The sequence below is a fragment of the Tumebacillus lipolyticus genome (assembly GCF_042682745.1).
Classification (GTDB): domain Bacteria; phylum Bacillota; class Bacilli; order Tumebacillales; family Tumebacillaceae; genus Tumebacillus_A; species Tumebacillus_A lipolyticus.
In genome coordinates this window covers 935,556-960,649 of sequence record NZ_JBHUIO010000002.1, presented here as the reverse complement: position 1 = coordinate 960,649, position 25,094 = coordinate 935,556, and the positions used below count along the sequence as shown (strand labels likewise).

Below are 25,094 nucleotides of genomic sequence, written 5' to 3'. Positions count from 1 at the left end.
TGAACACGAACACTTGTTCTTATTTTAACCGATCTGCTTGTAAAAAACAACACTCGCCGCTGTCAACGAGAAGAGTATATTGTCGAACGCTGTCATTCATGAGAAGATAAGGACATAAGTCCTATATTCTGCATGAGTGGGGATGAGATCGCATGATTCTGACCGATGTGCTCTATGACCGAAAGATTACGTGCCCGCTTTGTTCTCACGTTTATGTTACGAAAAAAGTCCTATCCAAAGCGGTAAAAGCGCAGAGTGTTGAAGGTGACTTCTACGCGACCTATCGCCAGGTGAATCCAAATTACTATACGATCAATGTATGCGGCATGTGCGGCTTCTCCTATATGGATAAGACCAAGCCGCGAATCAATTCCTATAAGCGAGAGCGCTATCGCCAGAAAGTGGTGACCCGCTGGATGCCGCGCGATTTTGGCAACGTGCGATCGATCGAGGAGGCGATGACCTCCTTCAAGCTGGCGGTGTTCTGCGCACAGTTTATGGAGGAGCCGGCCAAAACGGTCGGCGGCCTGTGCTTGCAGCTCGCCTGGCTGTACCGAGAGCAGGGCGATGCGGTGCAGGAGGAGCGCTTTTTGCGCCATGCGCTCGACTTTTATTTTAACGCCTACGAGCATGACCGGACGATCGGGGCGGACGGCCGCATCACCTATCTGATCGGCGAACTGCACCGCCGGCTGAACCAGCAGAAGGAAGCGATCTACTTTTTCAACCAGGTGATCCAAGATAAGCAGTCGCTGCCCAAGTATGCGAAGCTGGCTCGCGATCAGTGGACGCTGATGCGAGAGCCGCAGCAGATGTCAGGTTGAGCGCGCGAAGACAATCTTCTATAATGCAGTCAGAAGAGGTGAGGTCGATCCGACTTTTGCCGTCAAGAGCGGCGGCAGTGCCTTGTGGAACGCGTCGTTTGGCACAACTCTTCGATTTGGACAAAAGGTGGGTGCTGGATGAGACCGATCAGCGTGCAGGTGCGCGGGCTGTTGAACCGCGAGGAGATTGAGCGCTACAACGATCTTTGGGAGGTCGGGAAGTTTTTAGAAGGAGCTGGCAAGTTCGATCTGGCGCGAACGATTCAGCGCGAGATCGATCTGCTCGCCGAACCTGCGGTGGAGAAGCTGATGCGCTATGAAAATCGCACAGGCCACGCTACGGTGGTGGCAGCTCCGGTCATCATCGACAACCGGAAAAAAGATGACGCGAAATAATTGAAAATCTTTCTCAGTTGGGTCTTGACAACGCAGTTTTTTGGCCTTGGCATGCCTTGACAGCAGGTGCTACCCATGCCTATAATAATGTTGACCAAATCAATCAGGATTCGTTTTGCGAGTTCCTGATTTGTTTTTACACATAATCCTGACCAATATGGTCAAGATTAGTTAGTGGTATGCGCAGGCGGATATCTGCTTGTTCCAAAGGAGGTGCGTACATTGAAGCTTTCTTCGCGCGGTCATTACGGCCTGATGGCGATGACCTATTTAGCGCAAAGAGCGGAGGAAGGCCCGACGCCGATTAAGCAGATCGCTTCTGCCGAAGAGATTCCCGAGCAATACTTGGAGCAGATCTTTGTCGAGCTGCGAAAGGCAGGGCTCGTCACCAGTGTACGCGGTGCTCGCGGTGGCTATCGGCTGGGTCGTCCTCCTGAGGAGATCAACGTCGGCCAGGTGGTCAAAGTGCTGGAAGGCGAGATCGCGCCGGTCGAGTGTCTGCACTCCTCCGAAGAGGACGCGGAGCTCTGTTGCTCCAAGACCGACTACTGCACGACCAAGGTCGTCTGGGAGAAGTTACGAGATACTATGGTTGCCGTCCTTGACGACATCACGCTTCACGATATCGTCACAGGCAGCGCCAAGCTCTATACGCACAAGGAGTCAAGCAAGTAACCAACCAAGTTAGACATAGTTGTGAAGGAGATGACAGTTTTGCGTAAAGTCTATCTGGACCATGCGGCAACCACCCCGGTCCGCCAAGAAGTTCTCGATGCGATGATGCATGTTTTCAAAGAGGTGTATGGCAACCCCTCCTCGATTCACCAATTTGGCCGACCGGCTCGCAAGCTGATGGAAGAAGCTCGTGAAAAGGTAGCAAAAGCGATCAACGCCGATCCGAAAGAGATCGTCTTCACCGGTTCCGGTACGGAAGCGGACAATATTGCGATCGTCGGCGGTGCCCGCGCGAACAAGAAAAAGGGCAACCACCTGATCACCACCGTCGTCGAGCACCACGCGGTTCTCGATGCGTTTAAAGCGCTGGAGAAGGAAGGCTTCGAAGTGACCTATCTGCCGGTTGACGCAGATGGCCGCATCTCGGTCGACGACTTTAAAAACGCGCTTCGCGACGACACGGTGCTCGTCTCGATCATGCACGGCAACAACGAAGTCGGCACGATCATGCCGGTGGAAGAGATCGGCGCGATCTGCCGTGAGCGCAAGATTCTGTTCCACACGGACGCTGTGCAGACGGTCGGCAAGATCCCGGTCGATGTGAAGGCGATCAACTGCGACTTCCTCGCGCTCTCCGGCCACAAGATCTACGGTCCGAAAGGGATCGGTGTCCTCTACATGCGCCGCGGCGTGCGCACGCAGCCTCTGTACTTCGGCGGCGGTCAAGAGCGCAAGCTTCGCCCGGGCACTGAGAACGTGGCAAACATCGTCGGCCTGAGCGTCGCGATCGAACTGGCTGTCGCGGAGCGAGAGCAGGAGTCGGCTCGCCTGTCCGCCCTGCGCGACAAGCTGATCGACGGCATCCTCGGCTCGATCGAAGAGACCCGCCTGAACGGTCCGCGTGAACAGCGCCTGCCGCACAACGTCAACGTTTCGATCGAGTACATCGAGGGTGAGGCGCTGCTCCTCTCCTGCGATATGAAGGGCATCGCAGCCTCTTCCGGCTCTGCTTGCACCTCCGGCTCGCTCGATCCGTCTCACGTGCTGATGGCGATGGGTCTGACCCACACCACCGCACACGGCTCGCTGCGCCTGTCCTTGGGCAAAGCGACCACCGAAGAAGATGTTGACTATGTGATCGAGCAGCTGAAGCCGATCGCAGACAAACTTCGCGCGATGTCCCCCGTTTGGGAGCGATTCCAAAAGGGCCTGCCGATCACGTAAGAACTTACAGCGCAATACCGCTTGAAAAAACAACACTCTGAGGAGGAACTCAATATGTATAGCGATAAAGTTATCGACCATTTCACCAACCCGCGCAATGTCGGTGAGATCGAAGACGCATCTGGTGTAGGTGAAGTTGGCAACATGAAGTGTGGGGACATCATGAAGATGTACCTGAAGATCAACGATGAGACCAACATGATCGAAGACGTGACGTTTAAGACGTTCGGCTGCGGTGCAGCGATCGCAACTTCTTCGATGTCCACCGAGATGATCAAAGGCAAGACGATCAACGAAGCGCTCGACCTGACCAACCGCGCGATCGCCGATGCGCTCGACGGCCTGCCGCCGGTGAAGATGCACTGCTCCGTATTGGCAGAAGAGGCGCTGAAAGCTGCTCTGCTCGACTATCAAAAGAAATCGGGCAAAAACCTCGGTTTGAACGAAGAAGACTTCGAAGACTGGGACGAACAGTAAGATCATTCCAAACTCCCTCCACACCTCTGTTGGAGGGAGTTTTTTGAAAAGAGGTGACCGCAATGTCTGATGAGTTGAAAGAGGAGAAGTGGGTCAACCCGCTGCTCCCCGATGGCAAGAAAGAGTATGTGGTCGATCTGCAACTGACACAGGTGGATGCGGACAACTGGACGATGAAGCTCTCTGCCGACCAGATTCAGCAGATCCATACCGCCCTGCAGCATTCGATCATCGAAAACCAACGCGAGATGTCGAAGTTAAAACGCCAAGCGCAGCGCTGGTCGGAGACGGGCACCGAGTTGGAAAAGCTCGGCATCGGCAAGAACAAGCACCTGTACAAAGCGCTGAAAAAAGAGAACGAGAAGCTGGAGCTGCTGAAAAACAGCCTGACCGACTTCCTGTTCGCGCAAAAGCGGATGCTGTAACAGACAATCGTTTAGCCAAGCAGAAGAATCCCCCGCTGATCGCGATACGTCGCGCTCCAGCGGGGGATTTTGATTTTTATAGCGGGGATGAAGGAGCTTGACGGAACGGACCGCTCAGCGCTTAGCGCTTAAACGGCTGTCGTCCGCTCTAAAAATGATTTGAGCTCTTCATCTGCCACGCGGTTGGCGTACTCGCGAAACGTCTCGCTCTCCAAGCGGTGATCTATATAGTGACGCACGATCGACTCGATGGTGTGATGCACGCGGTCGCCCGGAACTTTCAGAGCGATCTTGCGGTTAAATTTCGCATCTCGTCCCAGCCCGCCGCCGATCGATACATCGAACGCGTCGACCATCTTGCCGTCTCGGCGCACCAGCGCACCTGCCAATCCGATGTCGGCGATCGCCTGCTGACCGCATTGGTTGGGGCACCCGTTCACATGCAGGCGGATCGGGGTGGGAAAGTCGGGGAACGCGGTGTCGAGATATTCGGCGATGCCCTTCATCCGCGCTTTCGTCTCGACGAGTGCGAGATTGCAAAACTCGTTGCCGGTGCAGGAGACCGCATGGCCGACAAACGTCGGTGGCTTGGCGGTGAACTGCTGAATGATCGGCTCGTCGAGCAGAGCGGCCACGTTTTCATCCGGGATGTTCGGAATGATGATGTTCTGCGTGTTGGTCGTGCGCAGGTCACCATTGCCGTACTGCTTGGCGACGCGGGCGAATTCGAGCAAGATGTCGCCGGAGATGCGGCCGACCGGAAGCGAGAGGCCGACAAAATTTAAGCCCGCTTGCTTTTGCTTATGTACCCCGTAGAGGTACGCACCGTTCCAATCTTCCTGCACGCGCTCGCCGCCGCGCAGATACGCTTTGCCGAGCACCGCCTCCAACTTGTCGCGAAATTTCTCAGCGCCCCAGTCGGCGACGAGGAACTTGATGCGAGCATGGTTGCGCTTTTCGCGGTAGCCGTGGTCGCGGTACACTTTCACCACGCCTTCGATCACTTCTAACGCCTCTTCTGGGCGCACGAAGATGCCGAGGTTTTGCGCCATGTGCGGCTTGGCGGACAGACCGCCGCCCACGAGGATGTGAAAGCCGACCTCCTCTCCGTAGCGAGCGGGTACGAGCGCCAGATCGTTGATCTCCGGATGGCCGAGGTCGCGAGGATCGGCGGCGATCGAAATTTTAAACTTGCGGGGGAGGTTAGAATATTCTCGGTTGCTGAGAAACTTCTGTTCCACCGCGAACACGAGATCGCGCACATCGAACAGCTCTTTCGCATCCAGACCGGCCACAGGGCTTGAGATGACGTTTCGCACCACATCTCCGCACGCTTGGATCGGCGACATGCCCACAGTGCTCAGACGTTCAAAAATTTCCGGCATGTCTTGAATTTGCAACCAGTGATATTGGATCGCCTGACGGGTGGTCACATCGACCAGCCCGCGACCGAACTTGTTGCCCAACTCGGCGACAACGACGCTCTGCTCGTAGGTGAGCATTCCGCCTGGAATTTTCACGCGCATCATAAAATAAGGGTCTGTCTTCGGCTTTTGCTGGTAGATGCCATACCATTTAAAGCGGACAAAATCGCCCGGATCGATCGCTTCAAACCCTGCTTCTGCATACCGATGAATATCGTGAAGCACATCAAGTCCGTCCTTTTCAAGCTTCAATCGCTCTTCTTTGTTCAATGTCAACTCGGCTCACTCCCCTGCTATCTGTTTAATTCCAAGTATACACATAAGAATTATAAGTCTTATCGGTGATCCTGTAAAGGGAGCCAAAAGGATCAGCAGGGATCGGCAGAAGAATCGGCAAAAGAATCGGCAATCGGGGATGGCTGCGTTCCTGTGCAGATGAAAGCGCGAGGAAGGCGCGCAGTCAGGAGCGGAGCGAGCAGCACCGCTCGAACGTATTAGCAGCTGTCGTCCGCTCTTGAAGTTGACAGACATTTTCCTGCTGCTGGAAAATAAAAAAATCGTTTGATATGATAGGTTTAGTATTTCAAGAAGGGTGATGATTCAAATAAAATCTAGTCGAGCCAACAAAATCATCAAACTGTTGGGATTGTGTTTAGCAGGGGTGGTTCTCACCGGCTGTGGTGATGTGCAGATCAAACGGTTGGATGATTCGTCCGCAGTTGTGGAACCGGGAAGTGTGGCGAAAGGGTATAAGAGCGCCTATCCGTTCGAGGTGATCTTCCATGATCCAGAAACGAACGTCTATGCGGTGCAGACCGATACGGTGACGAAAGAGTCGGCTCATGAGATCGTCAAAGAGCTATATTCGAACGCAGTGTGGAAAGAAGAGGGGGGAGCGATCGGTGCGATCGGGGTGATCAGCATCTACGAGCAGAGCCATCGCCTTGAAAAGGGCACGCTGCCAAACCGCGACGCGAACCCACCGGAAGCTGAATACATTCCCAAGACCAACGATCTCTATCTCGCCAAAGAGGATGTGCGCATTCCGTTTGTGCCGCCGCGAGCCAGCAAATAAATTGAAAGTGCCCGAATTGGGCGCTTTTTGCTGTGCGTGCAGTCGACCGTGATCACGCCTGCTCGGAAGTTCGTGTGCGCAAACGTTCCAGCTCAGGCATATTGTGGTGAGGGTACGATGTTTGCGATCACGAAGATGGGAATAAAAAAGTAACAGCTCTCATAACATGAAATTTGACTCGTAATAGAGGATGGTTTCACATTCGTTATAGAAATATATTCCTTATTCCGCTATACTGGAAATGTCATAATTATTTCGATGTAGTAGGAGGTATGACATTGACTTCTTCTCGTGTAATGCAGTGGGTGACCGGCTCGTTCGAAATCCTGCTGGCGATTCCGCTCCTCGGTGCGGGGATTGTGATGGGGCTCTACTATGTACCGCTATTTTTGATGCTGATTCTGCACGTTGTCACGCTGGTTCTTTCGTCGTCGAACAGAGAGCCGGTCTTCGGTTCTGTTTTGGGTATCGTGACCTCGCTGGTGGCGTGGATTCCGTTTGTCGGTTGGGCGATGCACCTTTTGTCGGGCATCTTCCTCATGTTGATCGCTGCGCAAAAGATCAGAAAAGCGTAAGACCATCTTTTTTCGGGGCACCCGCACAGGGTGCCTTTTTTCATGCGATCTTGTTCACAACTTTCACAGAATCGATAGAAAAGTTAGAAAATATGACTGGTTAGTATAAAAACCGGAAGGAACTCATATCGGTAGTGTAGAAGAAAATATTATACCGTTACGATGGGGACGGTGTGTAGGAGGCACTGCAGGAGATGAGTGTTCGCGAGATGGTCCGACTGACGAAAGAAGATGGAATTGCTCTTCTGACGATCGACAACCCTCCGCTGAATGTGATCAGCGAGCGTGTCGGTCGCGAGATTCGCGACTGTGTGACAGAAGTCGAGCAGGATGACGAAGTGGTGGTGTTGATCGTGACAGGCGCTGGACGAGCTTTCGTAGCCGGAGCGGACATCAAGGAGTTTCCCTCCAAGATGGCGCGCGGAGAAGCGAAAAAGATGGCGCTGGAGCATTTTCACACCTACAACCGGCTGGACTTCTTGCCCAAACCGACGATTGCTGCGCTCAACGGCTTGACGCTCGGCGGCGGGCTTGAGCTGGCGATGGCTTGTGACATTCGAATCGCCGGTGAGAGCGCGAGGCTCGGGCTGCCGGAGATCAAGCTGGGGCTATTTCCTGGCGCGGGTGGAACGCAGCGCTTGCCGCGTCTGATCGGCGAAGGGAGAGCGAAGGAACTGATGTTCATGGGCGATCCGATCACAGCCCAAGAAGCGTGGCGAATCGGTTTGGTCAACAAGGTCGTCCCGGACGATCGAGTGCTTGAGAGTGCGTTTTCGATGGCTAAAGTCTTGGCGACGCGTACCTTAACAGCGCTTTCCCGCATCAAGAAAGCGGTCGACAAGGGACTGGAGATGAACTTGACGAGCGGAGTGCTGTACGAAGCGGAACTGCTGGATGAGGTATTCCAGACGGAAGATATCACGGAAGGGTGTCGCGCGTTTTTTGAGAAGCGCGAACCGAGATTTAAACATCGGTAATCGGTGTCTCCTACCTGTCGAGCAAATTTGTCGGCAGGTCATACCCACAATCGACCGACCGTTTGGTTGGAAAATGAACCTATGAGGTGATCCCAGTGAATTTGAGTACAAATTTGCGTCAGAGCGCACAGCGCACGCCAGACGTGGCCGCTTTGCTCTATCTGGATCAGACGATCTCCTATCGTGAGCTCGACTTAGATGTGGATCGTTTTGCGATTGGTTTGGCCCAACATGGGATCATCAAAGGTTCTCATGTTGCGCTGTTGTTGGGCAACTCTCCCGAATTTGTGATCGCCTACTATGCGATCGTGCGCTTGGGTGCTGTGGCGGTGCCGATCAACCCGCTCTATACGCCGGGCGAGATCCAGTTTATCCTCGCCGACTGCAAGATCGATGCGGTGATCGCCTTAGGCCAGATGGCGCCGCTTGCCCCGCTGGTAAAAATGATGATCCCTTCCTGCAAGCTGATGATCTTGGTCGGTGCGGAAGCGGAAGGCGCTTTGGCGTTTGCTGATGTCTTGAACAGTGAAGGCGAGTTGCCGTCTGTTGAGATGACACCTGATGAAGTGGCGGTGATCCTCTACACGTCAGGAACGACCGGCCAACCGAAAGGCGCGCTGCTCTCCCACAAAAACCTCTGCGCAAACGCGAACAACATCGGCGATTTCTTGAACATGAGCGCCGAGGACATCGTGGTGGCGGTCTTGCCGATGTTTCATGTGTTCTGCATGACCGTCTGCCTCAACGCGCCGATCTACCGAGGCGCGACCCTCCTTGTGATGCCGCGCTTCTCCCCGACTGAGACCGCGCAGGCGATCCAGGCAACGCGGGCGACGATGTTTGCCGGAGTTCCGACGATGTTTAACTTCCTGCTGCAACATCCGGAGGTAGAGCCGGATGTGCTCAGCTCGCTGCGCGTCGCCATCTCGGGCGGTGCGGCGATGCCGGTGGCGGTGCTGACCGGGTTTGAAAAGAAGTTTAACGTGATCGTCTCAGAGGGGTACGGGCTGTCGGAAGCGTCGCCGGTCGTCACCTTCAACCCGCTCGATCGGCCGCGCAAGGCGGGCACGATCGGGGTGGCGATCCCCTGTGTGGAAGCGCGAGTCGTCGATGAGAACGGCAATGAGCTGGAGCCAGGCATGATCGGCGAGCTGGTCTGCCGCGGCGATAACGTGATGATCGGGTACTTGAACCGTCCGGAGGAGACGGCGATCGCCCTGCGCGACGGATGGCTGTACACAGGGGATATGGCGACGATGGATGAGGAAGGGTACTTTACGATCGTCGACCGGAAGAAAGACATGATCATCGTCGGCGGGTTCAATGTGTATCCACGCGAGGTGGAAGAGGTGCTGTTTCATCACCCGAGCGTTCGGGAAGCGGCGGTCGTCGGAGTTCCTGACGCGAACTATGGCGAGAAAGTATGCGCCTATGTGGCATTGAAACAGGAGGATGTGACGGCAGAAGATCTGATTGAGCACTGCGCAGGAGAGCTCGCGTCCTACAAAGTGCCCAAAGAGGTGCTGATCCTGGAGGAGCTGCCGAAGAACACCACGGGGAAGATCTTGCGCCGCGAGTTGAAAAAACAACAGAGCAATTCGGTCTCGCCATGAGCAAAACCCCCGGATCCCGTCCGGGGGTTTTGTCTAGGGCTGATCGGCGAGCAGGAGGTCGACGAGCTCTTCTAAGCCTTGAAACAGGCGCTGAGAGGGGCGGCAGTACAGTCCCTCTTCCAGCACGTATACGCGCCCGTTCTGCACGGCAGGGATCGCGTCATAACCTTCCCGTTCGGTGATCATCTCAGGCTTCACCTTGTCTGCCTGCACACCGCACCAGACGGCAAATATATAGTCGGGCGCCCGTTCGATCACCTCTTCATGCGTCGCCGTGTAGGAGTCGCCAGGGCGGTCGGAAAACAGGTTGCTGCCGCCAGCCAGCGCAGAGATCGGGGTCAGCCAGTTGCCGCTTCCCGGCGTGAAGATCGGACGCGGCCACCACTCCCAGTACAGCTTTGGCGAGTGGGGCAACCGCTCGGCTTTCGCTTGCACCTGCTCGATCTTTCGCATCAGCTCGGCGACGAGCTCCTGCGCTCGCTCCGGCACTCCACAGGCTGCACCGAGCGTGTGAACGTCCTGGTAGATCTCCTCGATCGTCTTCGGGTTGAGCACGAGGTGTGGGATGTTCAGCTCTGCCAAGCGCTCCACGTTTTTTTCCATGCCGGGCACGGAGAGGGAGGCGATCACCAGATCCGGCTTCAGCTCGACCAACTTCTCCATGTTGATGTTCAGATCGGGGCCGAGCTTCGGCAGATCCTTCACTTTTTCTGGCGGCCAGTCTGAATAGTCGTCAATGCCGACGACACGGTCGATCAAACCGAGCGCGTCGAGCAATTCTGTGTTGCTCGGGCAGATCGAAACGATGCGTTGATCGGTCATAGCTGGTTGCTCCTCTCTTGACCTAATGATACAATGAGACAGGCAAACCTGTTTAAATGAGGTGACTAAGGCTCATGCCAATTTTTATCGTGGCTTTTCTATTGTTTCTGATCGCTTCGTTCGGGATCTCTTTCATCTTGGATATGTTTACGAAAAAATTCCCGTGGACATCCACCGTGGTGGCAGTCGCGGCCGTCGGCTACTATCTCGTGACCAGAGGGTTCGAGATCGGCGGAGGCGAGATTGCGCTTTGTGTGGCTGTCGTTGTCGGAGCGCTCGCCGCGTCGCTGACGATTCGCACGTTGGTCATGCGCGGATTTAAGATGTTTGGTGCCTAAACAAAAAATCCTGAGTGGTGCTGCCACTCAGGATTTTTTGTTTGCGTCGCTTACTTGCTGTAGCGAGCGATCGATTCGTCGAGCAGGCGCTGAGCAGTCTCGACACCTTCCCAGCCATCGATTTGGACCTGTTTGTTTTCGAGGTCTTTGTACACTTGGAAGAAGTGCGAGATCTCTTTGAGCACGTGCGGTGCAACATCATCCAAAGTATGTACGTTTTGGAAGCGCGGATCTTGAGTCGGAACGGCCAGCAACTTCTCGTCTTTGCCCTTGTCGTCCGTCATGATCAGAACGCCGAGCACGCGGGACTCGATCACGCAGCCCGGGAAGGTCGGGAAGGTGGTCAGCACGAGGATGTCGAGCGGGTCGCCATCATCTGCCAACGTGTTTTCGATATAACCGTACTCGGTCGGGTAATGCATCGGGGAAAACAGCACGCGGTCGAGCATAAAGCGGTTGTTTTCTTTGTCGTATTCGTACTTGTTCTGGGAGCCGGTCGGGATTTCGATCAAAGCGTTAACGATCATAGCCATGGCTAAAGAACCTCCTACTTCTCTCATATACTTGTTTCACACAGTGAATCATTCCAATTATAGCAAGTGCGGACGAACCTGACAACGGAATAGGTTCGTTACGGTCACTAATCGTCATTTTTGCTGAAGGATGGCGCATAGAGTGGGAATATGGCAGGTGGAGGAAAAGGCTGGACTGTGATATACTAAAGCTTGACAAATTATATTCTAGGAGGTGGATTCCTGACGTACGTGAGCGTATTGTCAGGAGCCTGACTTTGGAAGACCCTTTTGGAGGCAGTATTACGTTGTTTGAGATTCTTTTGATCATCTCTCTGGTGTTGCTGAACGGCTTTTTCGTTGCGGCGGAGTTCGCGATGGTCAAGGTTCGTTCCACGCGCATCGAGCAGTTGGTCTTGGAAGGGAACAAGCGAGCTAAATTTGCGCAAAGGGTAACCGACAAGCTGGACGCTCATCTATCGGCGACACAGCTTGGTATTACGATCTCCTCGCTCGCCCTCGGTTGGGTAGGGGAAAAGACGCTTTCGAAGCTTTTCATCCTCTGGTTTGACGGTTTTGGTTTGAACGAAGCGATGTTGCATACCGTCTCGACGGTGATCAGCTTTTCGATCATCACGTTCTTGCACATCGTGCTCGGCGAACTCGCACCGAAGTCGCTGGCCATCCAGCGCGCGGAGGGGACTGTGCTTTGGACGGCAGGTCCGCTGATCTTTTTTTATAAGCTGATGTATCCTTTCATCTGGATGCTCAACGGAACGGCGAACTCATTCTTGCGATTGATCGGCATTCGACCTGCTTCAGATGCTGAGTTGGCTCACAATGAAGAGGAACTGCGGATGATCGTGACCCAAAGTCACGAGAGCGGTGTGATCGACGAAACGGAACGCACACTTTTTGACAATATATTTGATTTCTCCAATCGCGTCGCCCGTGAGATCATGGTGCCGCGAACAGACATGAGCTGTCTGTACATCAACCGATCGTTTAAGGACAACTTGGAGAAGGCGGACTCGGAAAAGCATACTCGCTTTCCGCTCATCCTAGAAGATAAAGATAACATCGTGGGCGTTGTCCACATCAAAGATTTGTACGCGGTAGCTCTCAGCGGCCGCGAGGAAGCCTCCCTGGAAACGATCGCCAGGAAGCCGGTGACCGTTCCCGAATCGATGCCGATCAAAGACGTTCTGAAGATCTTGCAGAAGAATCGCTCGGAGCTTGCGATCGTCATCGACGAATATGGCGGCACGGCGGGGATCGTCACCACAGAGGACATCCTCGAAGAGCTTGTCGGCGAAATTCAGGATGAATTTGACGAAGAGCGTCCATTTATCGAAGAGCAAAGCGACCATGTGTCGATCGACGCGCGGATGTTGATCGATGAAGTGAACGAATATTTCCACCTCAACATCGAATCGGAAGAGGTGGACACGATCGGTGGCTTTATCTACGCTCATTTCCAGACGCCATTTGTCGGCGGGAAAGTGACGCTCGATAACTACCAGTTTACGATCACCGAGATGGATTCGCTGCGGGTGACGCGGCTAGCCGTGCGCCGACTGCGATCGGCAGACGAAGAAGATTTGCAATTTGCCTAACTGATCGGCTAGTTTGAAAAGCCTGAGCGTATGCTCAGGCTTTTTCTGTTGAAGACTATCTGTGCAAAGGAATTCAAATGCTCGGACGGTGCGCAGGAGTCAGGAGGGTGTATCGACACATCGACCGATCATCTCTTCTCGCCGGGGACGTTGACGCGCTAGAGCAAGCAACCTTATAATCCAAAGTAGAATCCCAGACGGTTCCTGTCTCAGATTCGGAGAGGATAGGAGGGCTGCGCTTTTGATTAAAACCTATTATTACAACTATCAAGAGAGCAAGATGTATCATGATGTTGATCTGACGCGCAGAGCCGAACTGTTGCAGGATACGCGAAATCTCTTGTGGATCGACCTTTACAATTGCACGGCAGATGAGCTCAAGTATGTAGGAAATATTTTCGACTTCCACCCATTGGCGATCGAAGACTGTCTGCACGACAGCCCGCGCTCAAAGGTCGATAAGTATGAAGATGATGAAGATCAATATTACTTTTTCGTCTTTCACGCGCTTCGCTATGATGAGGAGAAGGAGATTGAGATCACGACCGAAGAGCTCAACATCTTTCTTGGCAAGAATTACTTGGTCACCATCCACAAGAAGCCGCTGCAGACGATCGGTCGCATCGCCGCCGCATCGCTGCGCAGCAACCACTATATGAACCGCGGTCCTGATTTTTTGCTCTACTCGATGGTCGATGGCATCACCGACGAATATTTTCCGATCCTCGAACGGCTCTCCGCACGGATCGACGAGCTGGAGGACGAAATCTATGTCGAACCGGTGCATGAAATCATCGACGAGTTCTTGACCTTGAAGCGCAACATCGTCCTGATTCGTCGGGTGATTCAGCCGCAAAAGCGAATTTTTGCCAACGTAAACGGGCGATATTCGTTTGAGATCGATGAGGAGAACATTCCCTATTACATCGACTTGGTCGACCATTTGGAACGGATTTCCGACTCGGTGGAATCGTATCGCGATCTGATCTCCGGCGCTCTGGAAACGTACTATTCGCTCGTCACGTCACGCACCAACGACACGATTCGCGTCCTGACCGTCATCTCGACCGTCATGCTTCCCCTGACGTTTATCACCGGATTTTTTGGAATGAACGTGCCGATTCCATTTAGCGAATCGTACGTATCGACGGCGATCATCTTCGTCGGCCTGATGGGAATGACCTACTGGATGTTAAAACTGTTTCATAAGCGCGGTTGGATCTGACAGCAAAGCCCCTGTTCCGATGTGGATGGAAGAGGGGCTTTGCTCTTTTTAGTTGCGCTGCTTGTCGACGATCAGTTCGCCTCCGAAGCCGTACTCATCAGACTTCATATCTTTGAAGAAAATATGGACGCGATCTTGCGGGATGCCAGCCACTTCTGCCACCGCATCGGAGATGCGTTTGGTCAGTTCGCGCTTTTGCTCAAGCGAGCGACCTTCCATCCATTCAATATGTACAAACGGCATGTGAGGAGCCTCCTTCGGAGAGTGTCTCGTCTATTATACATTCCTTTCGCTGGGCACGCACCTAATTTAGACGGGCTTAGGTCGTTGTCCTGTGCAAAAAGCACATATGGTGAGTACGATGAAGTATCAACCGACAAGGGGGAAGTCGAATGTCTGGTAAAGTTGCGAGTGCTGGATATGGATATGGAATGTTTGGTGGGTTCACTCGCTGGGCGATCGTATTCCTGATTATCTTTGTGCTGTTCTTCCTGCTCGTACCTGATATGTACGCTTAAAGGATGGAATAAACCTGAGAGCCGAGGGGGATCGCCTCTCGGTTCTTTTGTTGAAAGGAGGGAAGTGAATGCAGAAGCGCACGCAAAGGCGACAGCGCAGGCTCAAAGGTCGGCAGCGCCCGGTGTACCGAACTTCTCCGCGCTCGTGGGTGCTCGATGGAGATATGCGCAAGATGATTCGCGAGGAAGCGGTCAAGCTCAAGCTGTCCGAAGAGGAGTATCTGCGGTTGATGTTGCATTTCTCAGAGGTGGTGCGCACTTCGATCCTGCCAGCAGGAGTGCTCGACGGAGGGTTCCTGACGATGATCCTGCAAAACCCGATGGTGCTCAATATGCTCAAAGGCATGATCAGCAACATGTTCCAAGGCGCGATGAACAAGAGCAAATCGGTCAGCTCTGATGGGAAAAGCGGATTGCCAACCATTCCGAACGGCGGACAATTTCAGGGTGGGAGATTTCCGAGCGGCGGTCAGATGATGCCCTCATTCCCCGGCCAGGGCGGGATGCAGCAGATGATGCCGCCCGCGATGATGCAGCGGCCGATGCAGCCGGGGGGACCTGGGATGCCAGGCATGCCCGGGATGTCTGGCATGCCGTTCGGACCGCACCCGATCGGCAATCCGTCCGGAAGCCAAGGCCAGCAGCGGAATGGTGCGATGGTAGGGATGCCGCAGCAAGCTCGACCGGGGTCGGATGGCGGGAGCAAGAGCGAGGGAGGAGGCATTTCCGGCGAAATGCTCGACCAGCTGACCAAAATGGTCGGTCAATGGATGCAAAAGTAGTTGGCGAGACCCGCTTGGGCTGCGGAAGCTCCGATCTCCGAACAGGCACGAAACGGCAGTCCCACGGGACCGCCGTTTGTTTTTGCTTTAGATGCGCAAGGCGGAACCTCGCTGTAGGTGCGGCAGGTCGATCGCAGGCGCGTTGATCGCCTCTGCCTGATGGCTGAGGCCGATCTGCAGCGCACCGTTCAGGTTGTCGATCCTGATCTTGTCAAAGTTGAATTCGACTTTGTCGATGACGAGCGTTTTGGCTGCCAGCATCAGCCGAATGTGCAGGTTCTCACGCTCCAACTCTGCCACGCGACGTCGCAGGTAGTCGTTCTCTTGGAGGAGAGGATGCATCGCCGAGACCTCCTTTGTTTCAATGTATGGCACCAGCAAAAGAGGTGTGACAGATGCCTATCGCGGAGTATCGCTCGTTCCACTTCGAAGATGAGGTGGCAAATATCTTGGATTTTGATTATAATAGGTTATTCTTTCCTGCGAGATTTCTTTATATCGTATGTCATATATCGACGAAAGAGCATATAATATGATATGCTGAAAGTGCTGAAGGAAAGTTATTGACGGAGGGATATCTGATATGCAGGAATATTTGGCTCGCAAGCGGGAAGAGATGATCTCTTATGTGTCAGAATGCGAACAGCGCTTTGGAATGTCGAGTTCCGATTTTCTCAATTATTATCGCGAACTAGAATCGCACGGTCGCGAGGAAGAGTACGATTGGTACGTGTGCCTGCAATTTTTGGGCGCAGAGTGAAACCGTTTACACACTCCTTTTTATAGATGGGCGCGTAATCATCGCGCCCTTTTTTTGTTGGCGACTCCTGTCTTTGCTTCATAGTCTAGGAAGGAGGGGTTGAAAGGAGGGACGGCGATTGGACCGAGTCACATTTCGCCAGGGAGCGCGCGCAGATTGGAAAGGCATGTCCGAGCTGTTCACGAAGCGTCCGGTCAAGGAGCGCTTGGCGCGGATGAAACGACGGTATGAAAAAGAGCCGGAAGGTTGGTATGTCGCCGAGCAGAGCGGCAGGATCATCGGCTGTTGCCAAGCGGTGTTTCCGCGTCCTGCCGATTGTTGGCTGCAATGGATGCGGATCGGAAAACAGGCGCAAGGGGGTGGGATCGGCGGCTCTTTTGTCGATTATATCGAGCGTCAGGTGATCGCCCGAGGTGCCGAAGCGGTTCGTCTAAACACGATGATCACCAACAGGGTCGTGCACAGCATGATGGGAGGCAGCCGCGGATTCACCGAATGGGCGCGCTGGACGAGATTTACCGATCTCCCGCGGCGGAGGATCAAGGGGAAATCGGGTCTGCGCTCTGTGCGACATGCGGAAGATGCAGCGGAGGTGATCGACTGGTTGGAGGGGCAGGTCGGCTATCGCGCCTCCTTTGCGGCGGTCACTTGCCCGCATGATTTTCAAAAGACGGTGTCGCTCGACCGCGCGCTGTTGAAAGAGCTGATCGGAAGCCGCGAGCGCGCCGGCTGTGTGATCGCGGAGAAGGGCGACCAGATCGAAGCGGTTGCGCTGTATCGAGGGAATGGGAGGGAGCTGCGAATTTTGCAGCTGGTCGCCGCTTCGAACGCCGGGGGAGTTGCAGCTGTCGGCAGAGCGTTGCAGGAAGCGAAGCAGGTGGAGCGGATGTCGATCCAGTTGGCGGGCGCGTCACAAGAGCTGTTGGGGGCGATCCAGCGCTCGTTCGTTGGGCCGAAAGGGAAGCAGCATGATTTTTATGTTTTTGGCAAGCGATTTTAAGCTTCCCTCCGGCGAGCGGTCGGGAAGCTTAGGGAAATTTTATCGAAAGCTCTTTGGCCGTTTGACGAAGCAGGATGTTTAGGATGTGCATTTCGTCCTCTGGCTTGTAGAGAGGGAGTTCGGCTGAATGATAGCGACTGATGCACAGATCAGGATGATACTCGAACATCCCGTTTTCGAGCAGGGAAAGAACATACGCTGTGTCGGCGAGCAGATACCCTTCACTCGGATAGTCGGTCGGATAGCCATGCTGCTTAAAATGGTCGGTCAAGACGAGCGGAGGAGCAAGGCGATGCTCACAGCTCAGCTCGCTCAGAAAGTGTTGGGCAGAATGAAAGTCAAATCCAGCGATCGTCCGTTTGATCCGATCGCCGTTTTGCGAGTACTCCCAGAGCTGAAGATCGCCAAAGACGCCGATCGTTTGGGCGGGCGCCTCGCTCAGCTTGCGCTCCATCGCGGCGATCTCATTCTTTTCGAAGCGGTCTCCCGCTTGCAGGACCAGCGTGTGCTGTCCGGTGATGTGCGACGATGCGAGGTTGACGAGGTGCGATTTTCCGCAAGGGGAGTCCGCCAGTAGCAAGCTGAGGGCAAACCGACGCGGCCATTGCTTGGTGATCGAGAGGCTGCGCAGGTTAAAATTCGGCTCATCGATCAGCAACAAGCATTCGAGGGAGACATTTCGTTGACGGCTCAGGCTGAGCATTGTTTTTTTGAACAGCGTGGAGTCTTGTCCGTAAATCAGGACGGATGTTGTCGGCAGGAGATCTTTGACCCTGGGGCGAAGAGTGTGTTGAGTTGCGTGCAGGTTTCGTCGCATGGGAACCTCCTGTGATCTGTCAATTGGTTATACTATATGTGTATGCGGGGAGAGATCGTCACCCTGCCAAATGCCTGTTGTTAAAGGCGTTCGCATCGAGATTGGAGTTATTGTTGATGAGGGAAGAGCATCCGATCGAATATTTGCTGTTTCTCAAATATGTGAACGAAGTGGACTACTTTGAGGCGCACGAAGTGTTGGAAGGATATTGGCACAGCGACCGGATCGATTTCTACAAGGGGCTGATCCAATTGGCGGTCGGCCTGTATCATTTAAACTCGGGCAATGTTGCAGGGTGCCGTCTGCTGCTGACGCGAGCCAAGGAGCTGTTATCGCCCTATTCGCCCCAGTTTCGAGCGTTAGATGTGGCGCGCATTCTCGATTATCTGGACGACTGTTTAGCGCGCATCCCCCATGTGGTCGAGATGGAGCGCGATGATGTTCAACAGCTCGGCATCGAGCCGATCAAGCTGTGGCTGGAAGATGGTACGGAGATTCCCCAAGAGGTGCCAGCGTGGTTTATAGAGGAAGAGGAACGAGATGAGTAAGGTGAAAGTGCTTCCCCACGACAAGACGGTGGAGGTGCGAGATGGGGTGCTTTTTCTGGCTGCGGTGCGGGTAGCAAAAGCTGTCTTGGCCAGCAAGTGCGGCGGGCGCGGGGCGTGCGGAACCTGCAAACTGCAGGTGCAGCCAGCGGGGGTGCTCGACCCGCCGACCCTGCTTGAACAGCGCATGCTATCCGAGCGGCAGTTGAAGGAGGGGTTCCGGCTGGGCTGCCAAGCAAAAGTGAAAGGCGATGCGGTCGTGACCCTGCCGGAAGACCCGTTGCGCCGGGTGATTCGCATGCAGTTGGAAGCGGCGAGATCCCAATCGGAGCAGGATCCATCCTCCTGATAACCGGCTGTCTGGCTGAATTAAGCTGAGTTAGGATCGAGCTGATCTGGAACGAGAAAAGGCATCCCCGTCTGGGGATGCCTTTTGCCGTACGCATGATGATGACTGCCGATGAACTGACAATCCACCGAGAGGCTGTATCGCTTATTGACGGTCTTGCTCGGAGCTGGAAGCGACTTCGGCGACCACTTTGCGCGAGCTGAGCGGGAAGCGTGCTGCAATTCGCGAAACCACTTTGTTCATGATCAGGTCGGCCAGCTTGACGATCGCATAGGCGAAGAGCATGCCGGCGAGAACATCGATCACCCAATGGATCTTCAAGTACATGGTCGAAAGGATGATCAGCGTGCAGTAGGTACCCATCGTCCAGCGGAACGAGCGTGACTTCTCGCGCATCGCCATCAGCAACATGGCAAATGCCATCGACGTATGCATGCTGGGGAAGCAGTTTTGCACCCAGTTTAACGCTTCCGCCTCCGATGTGTAATGGCGGTACCACGGATCGAGCATGTCGGGAAGGCCGTACACATACCAGACTTCCTGCAGCAAGACTGTGTTGTAAAACGGCAGGATCAGCGGGACTTGCAGTACGAAGCCGGCAAACGCATAGTGAAGCATCTTTTTGACATCTTTGGTAAAGAAGCTGCGGATGATGCAGGCCCAAAAGGAGAGCGTGAAGCCGTACCAGTAGACCCAACCGATCAGCTTGACCAGCCACTCCGGCTGATAAAACCAGAGAAAGGACGCATCGTTGAACGGAATGGAAGCGAACAGATCATTCCATTGGAAATAATGATGGACGCTGTCAGTCTGCCAAGCGACAACGTTGTGCCAGAACGAACCCGCGTAATTGTACATCACAAAGGGGAAGAGCAAGGCGAGAAAGCCGAACGGCAAAAACTTCTGCCAGGAGATGTCCGCTTGGTCTTTTTTGATGCCGTATAGGGTGAGCAGGATCAGCACAACACAGCCAAGCCCCCAGTTCTGCACGGAAATAATCCCGTAGAGCACCAGACCTGTCGCCACGATCAGCAATGCCCACAGCCATTTTTGCTTGGTCATGTGCAGTTCCTCCTTCAGAATATGTTCAGTAAAATCTGTGTAAAAGTCTTGTGAACAAGATCACATTATATCATAGATTTGATGAAAAAAGACCTGTCCTCAGGAAGTTGAGGGCAGGTCTTTTTGGAGAAGATTGCAGCAGGAATGGGATGCGAGTTGAGTTGTTCAACGGCCGCACTATGCTTGCGAAGGCGTGAGCGCAACTGCCGATTCTTGTTGGAAGTCTTCCTTGTATTGCAGTTGGTAAAGGTTGTAATACATGCCGCCGTGGCTGAGTAGCTCTTGATGGTTGCCCATTTCGCGGATCATGCCTTTGTGCATGACGATGATCTTGTCTGCGTTTTGGATGGTCGAGAGCCGGTGAGCGACGACGATGGTGGTGCGATCTTGCGTCAGCTTGTGCAGAGCGTCTTGAATCAGGCTTTCTGTCTCCGTATCGATATTGGCTGTCGCTTCGTCGAGGACGAGGATCGCCGGATCGAAAGCGAGGGCGCGAGCGAAAGCGATCAGTTGACGTTCACCAGCCGAGAAGGTAGCACCGCGCTCCAGGACCGGTTCGTCTAATTTCCCGGGTAATTTATTGATCAGTTTGTCGGCGTTGACATAGTGGACCGACTGCTCGATTCGCTCATCGGTGATCGAGGGCTCCTGCAGGCGGATGTTCTCACGAATCGTGCCGCTGAAGAGGAAGACGTCTTGGAGCACGACGCCGATCGCGCGGCGCAAGTCCTCTTTTTTCACCTCTTTGATGTTGACACCGTCGATCAGAATCTCACCTTTTTGGATGTCGTAAAAGCGGGAGAGCAGGTTGAGAATCGAGCTTTTCCCAGCGCCTGTCGCTCCGACAAAAGCGATCGTCTCACCCGGCTCGATCGTAAAGGATACATCGCGCAAGACCCAGTTTTCGCCGCTGTAGGCGAACCAGACGTTTTTGAACTCCACGCGCCCTTTGATGTTTTCAAACGGCTTGGGCAGTGCCGGGTTTTGGATCATATCGTCTGTGTCGAGCAATTGGAACAGCCGTTCTGACGAAGCCATCGCAGACTGTAGGATGTTGTATTTTTCCGACAGGTCGTTGATCGGTTGGAAAAACTGTTGGGTGTAGCTGATAAACATGTAGAGAACACCGATCTGGAGCGCGCTGTCCAGCACCTTGCCCCCGCCGTACCAGATCAGGATCGCCAGCGCGAGCTGTGCGATCAGCTCCATCGAAGGGCGGAAGATAGCGAAAGTCTGCAGCTCGCGCCAAGTCGCACGGAAGTATTCGTTGTTGATCGCTTCGAACTCTTTGTGCATCTGTTTTTCCCGGCGGAAAATCTGGATGATGCGCATGCCGGAAATGTTTTCTGCGAGCGTCGCATTGATGCGCGCCAATTTGACGCGCGTGTCGCGGAAGGCGCGTCGCGCATAGTGGCGGTAGATCTGCGAGACGATGATGACGAACGGCACGCAGGCCAACGAGATCATCGCCAGCTTCGCGTTCATCTGGAACATGACGAGGATGATGCCGAGCAGGATGAACACATCTTTGAACAGCGTGACCAGCATGTTCGAATACATTTCGTTCAACGCCTCGGTGTCATTCATCACTCGCGTGACCAGACGACCGACCGGATTGCGGTCGAAGAAGGCGAGGGACAGCTTTTGCAGATGCGAGAACAGCTGCTGTCTGATGTTGAAGATGATGCGCTGTCCAGTCCATTGCAGGACGATCGTCTGCACGTAGTTGAGCACAAACGAGCCGAGGATCAAGATGAGGTAGAGCAGCCCGATCCCGATCAGCGCGTCGATCTCCGTATCTTTGAACACATCGACTTCCGCATCGGTCATCGGCAGGCGCTCTTGGGCGGTGCCCGCATTTTCGACAACCATCACATACTGATCTTGATCGGTCGTCTCGATGTGGTAGCGAGCTCGATCGGCAGCCGGGTCGGTGATGGTGCTTTCCCGTACGAGCACTTCGTCGCGAAATGCGTAGCGCTGATCGTCTGCCGCCTCCTCCGAGGTGGCGGCGACAAACGTGGTGTTGAACACGTTCATATGGTCGTCGATCGCAACTTTGATCAAGTAGGGTCGGGCCAAGTCGGAAACGGTGATCACCAAGAGCAGGATGATCGACAGCAGCATCCAATACTTGTAGGGTTTGATGTAGCTGAGCAGTCGCTTCATCAACCTACCGTCATATGATTTTTCTAACTGATCTTCCTCATGGATGTTTGACATGCTGTCACCTCCTTAGTTGTTGGCTGCAATTTGGTCTTCGAGCAGTTGTTTCTGATGGAGTTCATGGTAGAGGCCTTTCAGTTCTAACAGCTGATCATGCGTGCCGCGCTCGATGATCTGCCCTTCGTCAAAGACGAGGATCTCATCCGCATCTTTGATCGTCGAGATGCGGTGGGCGATGATCAAAGAGGTCCGCGCCTGCATGATCCGTTTCATTTGCAAGAGAATCTCTTCTTCCGTATGCGTATCGACAGCAGACAAGCTGTCGTCGAGAATCAGGATCTTCGGGTTTTTGATCACGGCGCGCGCGATGGAGACGCGCTGTTTCTGACCGCCGGACAGGGTGACGCCGCGCTCGCCGAGCATCGTGTCATAGCCGTGCTCGAAGTCGACGATGTTCGAATGAACTTGTGCGAGCGACGTTGCCGCTTCGACCTGTTCCTGCGAGTAACCATCTCCGGAGAAGGCGATGTTGTCCCGAATCGTTTTGGAGAACAGGAAGTTTTCCTGCGGCACATAGCCGATGTTTTCCCGCAGGGTGGAGAGCGGAACTTGCGTGATGTCTACACCATCGAGGAACAGCGTGCCCTCTGGCGGGTTGTACAGGCGGAGCAGCAGGTTCATCAGCGTGGATTTGCCCGAGCCGGTGCGACCGATAATTGCCACCGTCTGACCCGCTTTTACGCTGATCGAAATGTCTTTTAGCACCGGCAATTCTGAGCCGGGGTAGGTGAAGGTGAGGTTTTTGAACTCGATGTTGCCTTCGAGATCCTCTTTTGCTGCCAGATCTTGATCGTCGTTGATCTCAGGCAGCGTGCGCAACACTTCATTGATCCGCTTCATCGATGCGGCACCGCGCTGCCACATGTTGATGACCCAACCGATCGCCATCATCGGCCAGGTCATCAGGCCGAGATAGGTGTTGAAGGTGACAAATTCCCCCAGGGTGATCGTGCCGCGGACGACGAGAATACCGCCGTAGGCGATCGCGATCAAAAAGGAGACGGCGGTGACAAGTTGGACGATCGGGTTGTAGATTCCGTTGACTTTGATCAGGTTGAGGTTCGCCTTGAAGTTCTCCTTGTTCTCGGCGGTAAACTTTTTGATCTCCGCCTCTTCTTGGACGAACGATTTGACGACGCGAACGCCGGCGAAATTCTCTTGGACGCGGTCGGTCAGCGAGCCGAACGCCGCTTGCACTTCGCCGAATCGCTTGTGGATGATCCGGCCGAACATCGTGACGATCAATGCCAGGAGCGGCATCGGTGCCAGCGCGGCCAACGTCAGCTGCCAGCCGACCGTGTAGACCATCATGATGACCGTAAAGGTGAGGACAAATGTGGGGTCGACCGCCGAGAGGAAGCCCGGGCCGAGCGCTTGGCGAATCGCTCCGAGGTCGTTGGTCGCATTTGCCATCAGATCGCCCGTCTTGTGATGGTTAAAATAGTTGGGCGAGAGTTTCTGCAGGTGGTCATAAAATTTGTCGCGCAGGTAGACTTCCGCTTTGCGGGAGTTGCCCATGATGTAGATCCGCCAGAAGTAGCGAGCGATGACAGAGAAGATCGCCGCGCCGAAGATGAGCCCCGCGTACGTGAGGATACCCGTTCGGTCGAGCTCACCGGCTCGCAGATCATCGACAAACAGTCCGAGCAGTTTCGGGGTGATCAGCCCGATCACGTCCACGAAGAAAACCCAGAAGATGCCGAGGAGAAAGGACTTTTTGTGCGCGATGAAAAATTCCTTGAGCGTAATAAATTCTTTCATCATCATCTTCCTTTATGCTAACATTTTGATAATTACGAGTACAAAGACAGGTGCTGAGAACGAACATGAGGTACGTATATCTTTTAGAGTGTGGGGACGGTTCGCTTTATACAGGTGTTGCGAAAGATCTGTGGCGGCGCATCGCTCTACATGAAGCGGGAAAAGGCGCTAAGTATACTCGGGGTCGAGGTCCGCTCACCTTGCGCTATGTAGAGGTGCAGATCGATCTTGGCAGTGCGCTGCGTCGAGAGCGTGAGATCAAACGACTGTCAAAGCTGAAAAAGGAGCGGTTGATCCGAACGATCTGTCTGTTGCCACGGGGGAATCGTTCGTAAATCGAAATAATGACGAAGAGGAAATGCGCTCGCAAATGCGAAGCGCATCAGATGAAGCGCAGGAGATCATCCTTCCGTCTGCTCTCCAGTTTCAATTTTAAACACGCAAGAGCTGCCGCCTTCTGCCAGACACTGTGAGCGATCGACTTCCGTGCCGAGCACGCGGCGAAACACGTTGGTCTCACAGGCGCATGTCTGCGGATAGACTTTCGACACTTGGGCGATCGGGCAATTGTACTCGATGATCTCGTACGACCCGTCGTCCTTGCGCTCCCATTTGGCGAGATAGCCTTTGTTGTTCTGCATTTCGGCGAGCGCTTGCACCTTCTCCTCCAATGATTTCCCTTCGAGCATCTCGTTCAACTGGCTGGTCAGACGCTCCTCGCGCTGGTCAAAGATCGCTTGGATCTTGTCTTCACCATCCACGCGAACGATGTCTTCTAGGATGTCGAGCATCAGGGAATGATAGCTTTTAGGAAAGAGCTCATCGGCCACTTCGGTCAGCTGATAAACTTTGGCTGGGCGTCCCATCGGTTGGCGGATGGTCGTCGGGAAGATCAGGTCGTCTCGTTCCAGCGTCGCAATATGCCGGCGAATCGCCATCTCGGTGATTCCGATGCGCTCCGCAAGGTCGCCTGCGCTCATTGGCCCCTCGGTCCGCAAGATCGTGATGATCGTTCTGCGGGTGTTGGTCTCTTGATTTGACATGTGCGTCACCCTTCCGGAACTGTTAGAAACAGT

Annotated in this window: 30 protein-coding genes; 20 read left to right on the top strand and 10 right to left on the bottom strand. The window is 54.1% G+C overall.

Annotated features, from left to right (window positions below; translation table 11 throughout):
• Window positions 1-152: 152 nt before the first annotated feature.
• From ACFSOY_RS03765 to ACFSOY_RS03740, 6 genes are all read left to right on the top strand, one after another.
• Window positions 153-824 carry a DUF2225 domain-containing protein gene (locus tag ACFSOY_RS03765; RefSeq protein ID WP_386044185.1) on the top strand — a complete coding sequence of 224 codons (672 nt, stop codon included), beginning with the start codon at window positions 153-155 and terminating at the stop codon, window positions 822-824.
• A 138-nt stretch (window positions 825-962) separates the two neighbouring features.
• Complete coding sequence (locus ACFSOY_RS03760; protein ID WP_386044184.1) at window positions 963-1,220, top strand: hypothetical protein; 258 nt, start codon at window positions 963-965, stop codon at window positions 1,218-1,220.
• A 222-nt stretch (window positions 1,221-1,442) separates the two neighbouring features.
• Complete coding sequence (locus ACFSOY_RS03755) at window positions 1,443-1,895, top strand: RrF2 family transcriptional regulator (protein WP_386044183.1); 453 nt, start codon at window positions 1,443-1,445, stop codon at window positions 1,893-1,895.
• Between the two features lie 39 nt (window positions 1,896-1,934).
• Complete coding sequence (gene nifS, locus ACFSOY_RS03750; RefSeq protein ID WP_386044182.1) at window positions 1,935-3,119, top strand: cysteine desulfurase NifS; 1,185 nt, start codon at window positions 1,935-1,937, stop codon at window positions 3,117-3,119.
• 54 nt (window positions 3,120-3,173) lie between these two features.
• The gene (nifU, locus tag ACFSOY_RS03745; protein WP_386044181.1) at window positions 3,174-3,596 is read left to right on the top strand and encodes a Fe-S cluster assembly scaffold protein NifU; all 423 of its coding nucleotides are present in this window, start codon (window positions 3,174-3,176) and stop codon (window positions 3,594-3,596) included.
• A 62-nt stretch (window positions 3,597-3,658) separates the two neighbouring features.
• Entirely contained in the window at window positions 3,659-4,021 is a 363-nt protein-coding gene (locus ACFSOY_RS03740; protein ID WP_386044180.1) for a hypothetical protein, read from the top strand.
• A gap of 128 nt (window positions 4,022-4,149) precedes the next feature.
• On the opposite strand, the gene ACFSOY_RS03735 is transcribed toward ACFSOY_RS03740, so the two are convergent.
• The gene (locus ACFSOY_RS03735) at window positions 4,150-5,721 is read right to left on the bottom strand and encodes a nitrite/sulfite reductase (RefSeq protein WP_386044179.1); all 1,572 of its coding nucleotides are present in this window, start codon (window positions 5,719-5,721) and stop codon (window positions 4,150-4,152) included.
• Between the two features lie 319 nt (window positions 5,722-6,040).
• Here ACFSOY_RS03735 and ACFSOY_RS03730 point away from each other — a divergent pair, with 319 nt between their 5' ends.
• The 4 genes from ACFSOY_RS03730 to ACFSOY_RS03715 all read left to right on the top strand — a co-directional run bounded on the left by ACFSOY_RS03730 (window position 6,041) and on the right by ACFSOY_RS03715 (window position 9,685).
• Window positions 6,041-6,520: a hypothetical protein gene (locus ACFSOY_RS03730; RefSeq protein WP_386044178.1), complete on the top strand. Its 480-nt coding sequence runs from the start codon at window positions 6,041-6,043 to the stop codon at window positions 6,518-6,520.
• A 278-nt stretch (window positions 6,521-6,798) separates the two neighbouring features.
• Window positions 6,799-7,095, top strand: a complete 297-nt coding sequence (locus tag ACFSOY_RS03725; RefSeq protein ID WP_386044177.1) for a hypothetical protein — start codon at window positions 6,799-6,801, stop codon at window positions 7,093-7,095.
• A 194-nt stretch (window positions 7,096-7,289) separates the two neighbouring features.
• On the top strand, window positions 7,290-8,072 hold the full coding sequence (locus ACFSOY_RS03720; protein WP_386044176.1) for an enoyl-CoA hydratase-related protein: 783 nt from the start codon (window positions 7,290-7,292) through the stop codon (window positions 8,070-8,072).
• A 95-nt stretch (window positions 8,073-8,167) separates the two neighbouring features.
• Window positions 8,168-9,685, top strand: a complete 1,518-nt coding sequence (locus ACFSOY_RS03715; protein WP_386044175.1) for a long-chain-fatty-acid--CoA ligase — start codon at window positions 8,168-8,170, stop codon at window positions 9,683-9,685.
• A gap of 33 nt (window positions 9,686-9,718) precedes the next feature.
• Here ACFSOY_RS03715 and ACFSOY_RS03710 read toward each other — a convergent pair whose 3' ends face one another.
• Window positions 9,719-10,507 carry an ABC transporter substrate-binding protein gene (locus ACFSOY_RS03710; protein ID WP_386044174.1) on the bottom strand — a complete coding sequence of 263 codons (789 nt, stop codon included), beginning with the start codon at window positions 10,505-10,507 and terminating at the stop codon, window positions 9,719-9,721.
• A 74-nt stretch (window positions 10,508-10,581) separates the two neighbouring features.
• Between ACFSOY_RS03710 and ACFSOY_RS03705 the strand changes: the two genes are divergently transcribed.
• The gene (locus tag ACFSOY_RS03705) at window positions 10,582-10,845 is read left to right on the top strand and encodes a hypothetical protein (RefSeq protein ID WP_386044173.1); all 264 of its coding nucleotides are present in this window, start codon (window positions 10,582-10,584) and stop codon (window positions 10,843-10,845) included.
• A gap of 50 nt (window positions 10,846-10,895) precedes the next feature.
• Here the strand turns inward: ACFSOY_RS03705 and ACFSOY_RS03700 are convergent, their stop codons facing one another.
• The gene (locus ACFSOY_RS03700; RefSeq protein ID WP_386044172.1) at window positions 10,896-11,378 is read right to left on the bottom strand and encodes an inorganic diphosphatase; all 483 of its coding nucleotides are present in this window, start codon (window positions 11,376-11,378) and stop codon (window positions 10,896-10,898) included.
• A 287-nt stretch (window positions 11,379-11,665) separates the two neighbouring features.
• Here ACFSOY_RS03700 and ACFSOY_RS03695 point away from each other — a divergent pair, with 287 nt between their 5' ends.
• Window positions 11,666-12,973, top strand: a complete 1,308-nt coding sequence (locus ACFSOY_RS03695) for a hemolysin family protein (RefSeq protein WP_386044171.1) — start codon at window positions 11,666-11,668, stop codon at window positions 12,971-12,973.
• A 241-nt stretch (window positions 12,974-13,214) separates the two neighbouring features.
• A complete protein-coding gene (gene corA / locus ACFSOY_RS03690) occupies window positions 13,215-14,198 on the top strand; it encodes a magnesium/cobalt transporter CorA (protein WP_386044170.1) in 984 nt (327 codons plus the stop codon).
• Between the two features lie 48 nt (window positions 14,199-14,246).
• Here corA and ACFSOY_RS03685 read toward each other — a convergent pair whose 3' ends face one another.
• Window positions 14,247-14,441, bottom strand: a complete 195-nt coding sequence (locus tag ACFSOY_RS03685) for a 2-hydroxymuconate tautomerase (RefSeq protein WP_386044169.1) — start codon at window positions 14,439-14,441, stop codon at window positions 14,247-14,249.
• A gap of 149 nt (window positions 14,442-14,590) precedes the next feature.
• On the opposite strand from ACFSOY_RS03685, the gene ACFSOY_RS03680 reads away from it, so the two are divergent.
• Together ACFSOY_RS03680 and ACFSOY_RS03675 are read left to right on the top strand one after the other, a co-directional pair.
• A complete protein-coding gene (locus ACFSOY_RS03680) occupies window positions 14,591-14,716 on the top strand; it encodes a hypothetical protein (RefSeq protein ID WP_386044168.1) in 126 nt (41 codons plus the stop codon).
• A 68-nt stretch (window positions 14,717-14,784) separates the two neighbouring features.
• The gene (locus tag ACFSOY_RS03675) at window positions 14,785-15,498 is read left to right on the top strand and encodes a hypothetical protein (protein ID WP_386044167.1); all 714 of its coding nucleotides are present in this window, start codon (window positions 14,785-14,787) and stop codon (window positions 15,496-15,498) included.
• Window positions 15,499-15,585: 87 nt separating this feature from the next.
• Here ACFSOY_RS03675 and gerPC read toward each other — a convergent pair whose 3' ends face one another.
• Complete coding sequence (gene gerPC / locus ACFSOY_RS03670) at window positions 15,586-15,840, bottom strand: spore germination protein GerPC (RefSeq protein WP_386044166.1); 255 nt, start codon at window positions 15,838-15,840, stop codon at window positions 15,586-15,588.
• A 241-nt stretch (window positions 15,841-16,081) separates the two neighbouring features.
• On the opposite strand from gerPC, the gene ACFSOY_RS03665 reads away from it, so the two are divergent.
• Window positions 16,082-16,258 carry a hypothetical protein gene (locus tag ACFSOY_RS03665; protein WP_386044165.1) on the top strand — a complete coding sequence of 59 codons (177 nt, stop codon included), beginning with the start codon at window positions 16,082-16,084 and terminating at the stop codon, window positions 16,256-16,258.
• Window positions 16,259-16,376: 118 nt separating this feature from the next.
• On the top strand, window positions 16,377-17,258 hold the full coding sequence (locus ACFSOY_RS03660) for a GNAT family N-acetyltransferase (protein ID WP_386044164.1): 882 nt from the start codon (window positions 16,377-16,379) through the stop codon (window positions 17,256-17,258).
• A 28-nt stretch (window positions 17,259-17,286) separates the two neighbouring features.
• Here ACFSOY_RS03660 and ACFSOY_RS03655 read toward each other — a convergent pair whose 3' ends face one another.
• Window positions 17,287-18,075, bottom strand: a complete 789-nt coding sequence (locus ACFSOY_RS03655) for a hypothetical protein (protein WP_386044163.1) — start codon at window positions 18,073-18,075, stop codon at window positions 17,287-17,289.
• Between the two features lie 116 nt (window positions 18,076-18,191).
• Between ACFSOY_RS03655 and ACFSOY_RS03650 the strand changes: the two genes are divergently transcribed.
• Together ACFSOY_RS03650 and ACFSOY_RS03645 are read left to right on the top strand one after the other, a co-directional pair.
• Window positions 18,192-18,623, top strand: coding sequence for a DUF309 domain-containing protein (locus ACFSOY_RS03650; protein ID WP_386044162.1), 432 nt, complete (start codon window positions 18,192-18,194; stop codon window positions 18,621-18,623).
• Window positions 18,616-18,969 (top strand): 2Fe-2S iron-sulfur cluster-binding protein, encoded by a 354-nt coding sequence (locus ACFSOY_RS03645; protein ID WP_386044161.1) that lies wholly within the window; start codon window positions 18,616-18,618, stop codon window positions 18,967-18,969. The genes ACFSOY_RS03650 and ACFSOY_RS03645 overlap by 8 nt, the downstream gene beginning before the upstream one ends.
• A gap of 144 nt (window positions 18,970-19,113) precedes the next feature.
• On the opposite strand, the gene ACFSOY_RS03640 is transcribed toward ACFSOY_RS03645, so the two are convergent.
• From ACFSOY_RS03640 to ACFSOY_RS03630, 3 genes are all read right to left on the bottom strand, one after another.
• Window positions 19,114-20,031, bottom strand: a complete 918-nt coding sequence (locus ACFSOY_RS03640) for a phosphatase PAP2 family protein (protein ID WP_386044160.1) — start codon at window positions 20,029-20,031, stop codon at window positions 19,114-19,116.
• A 177-nt stretch (window positions 20,032-20,208) separates the two neighbouring features.
• Complete coding sequence (locus ACFSOY_RS03635) at window positions 20,209-22,254, bottom strand: ABC transporter ATP-binding protein (RefSeq protein ID WP_386044159.1); 2,046 nt, start codon at window positions 22,252-22,254, stop codon at window positions 20,209-20,211.
• A 12-nt stretch (window positions 22,255-22,266) separates the two neighbouring features.
• Window positions 22,267-24,018, bottom strand: a complete 1,752-nt coding sequence (locus ACFSOY_RS03630; protein WP_386044158.1) for an ABC transporter ATP-binding protein — start codon at window positions 24,016-24,018, stop codon at window positions 22,267-22,269.
• Between the two features lie 65 nt (window positions 24,019-24,083).
• On the opposite strand from ACFSOY_RS03630, the gene ACFSOY_RS03625 reads away from it, so the two are divergent.
• Window positions 24,084-24,353, top strand: a complete 270-nt coding sequence (locus ACFSOY_RS03625; protein WP_386044157.1) for a GIY-YIG nuclease family protein — start codon at window positions 24,084-24,086, stop codon at window positions 24,351-24,353.
• Between the two features lie 66 nt (window positions 24,354-24,419).
• On the opposite strand, the gene ACFSOY_RS03620 is transcribed toward ACFSOY_RS03625, so the two are convergent.
• Complete coding sequence (locus ACFSOY_RS03620; protein WP_386044156.1) at window positions 24,420-25,061, bottom strand: helix-turn-helix transcriptional regulator; 642 nt, start codon at window positions 25,059-25,061, stop codon at window positions 24,420-24,422.
• Window positions 25,062-25,094: the final 33 nt, after the last annotated feature.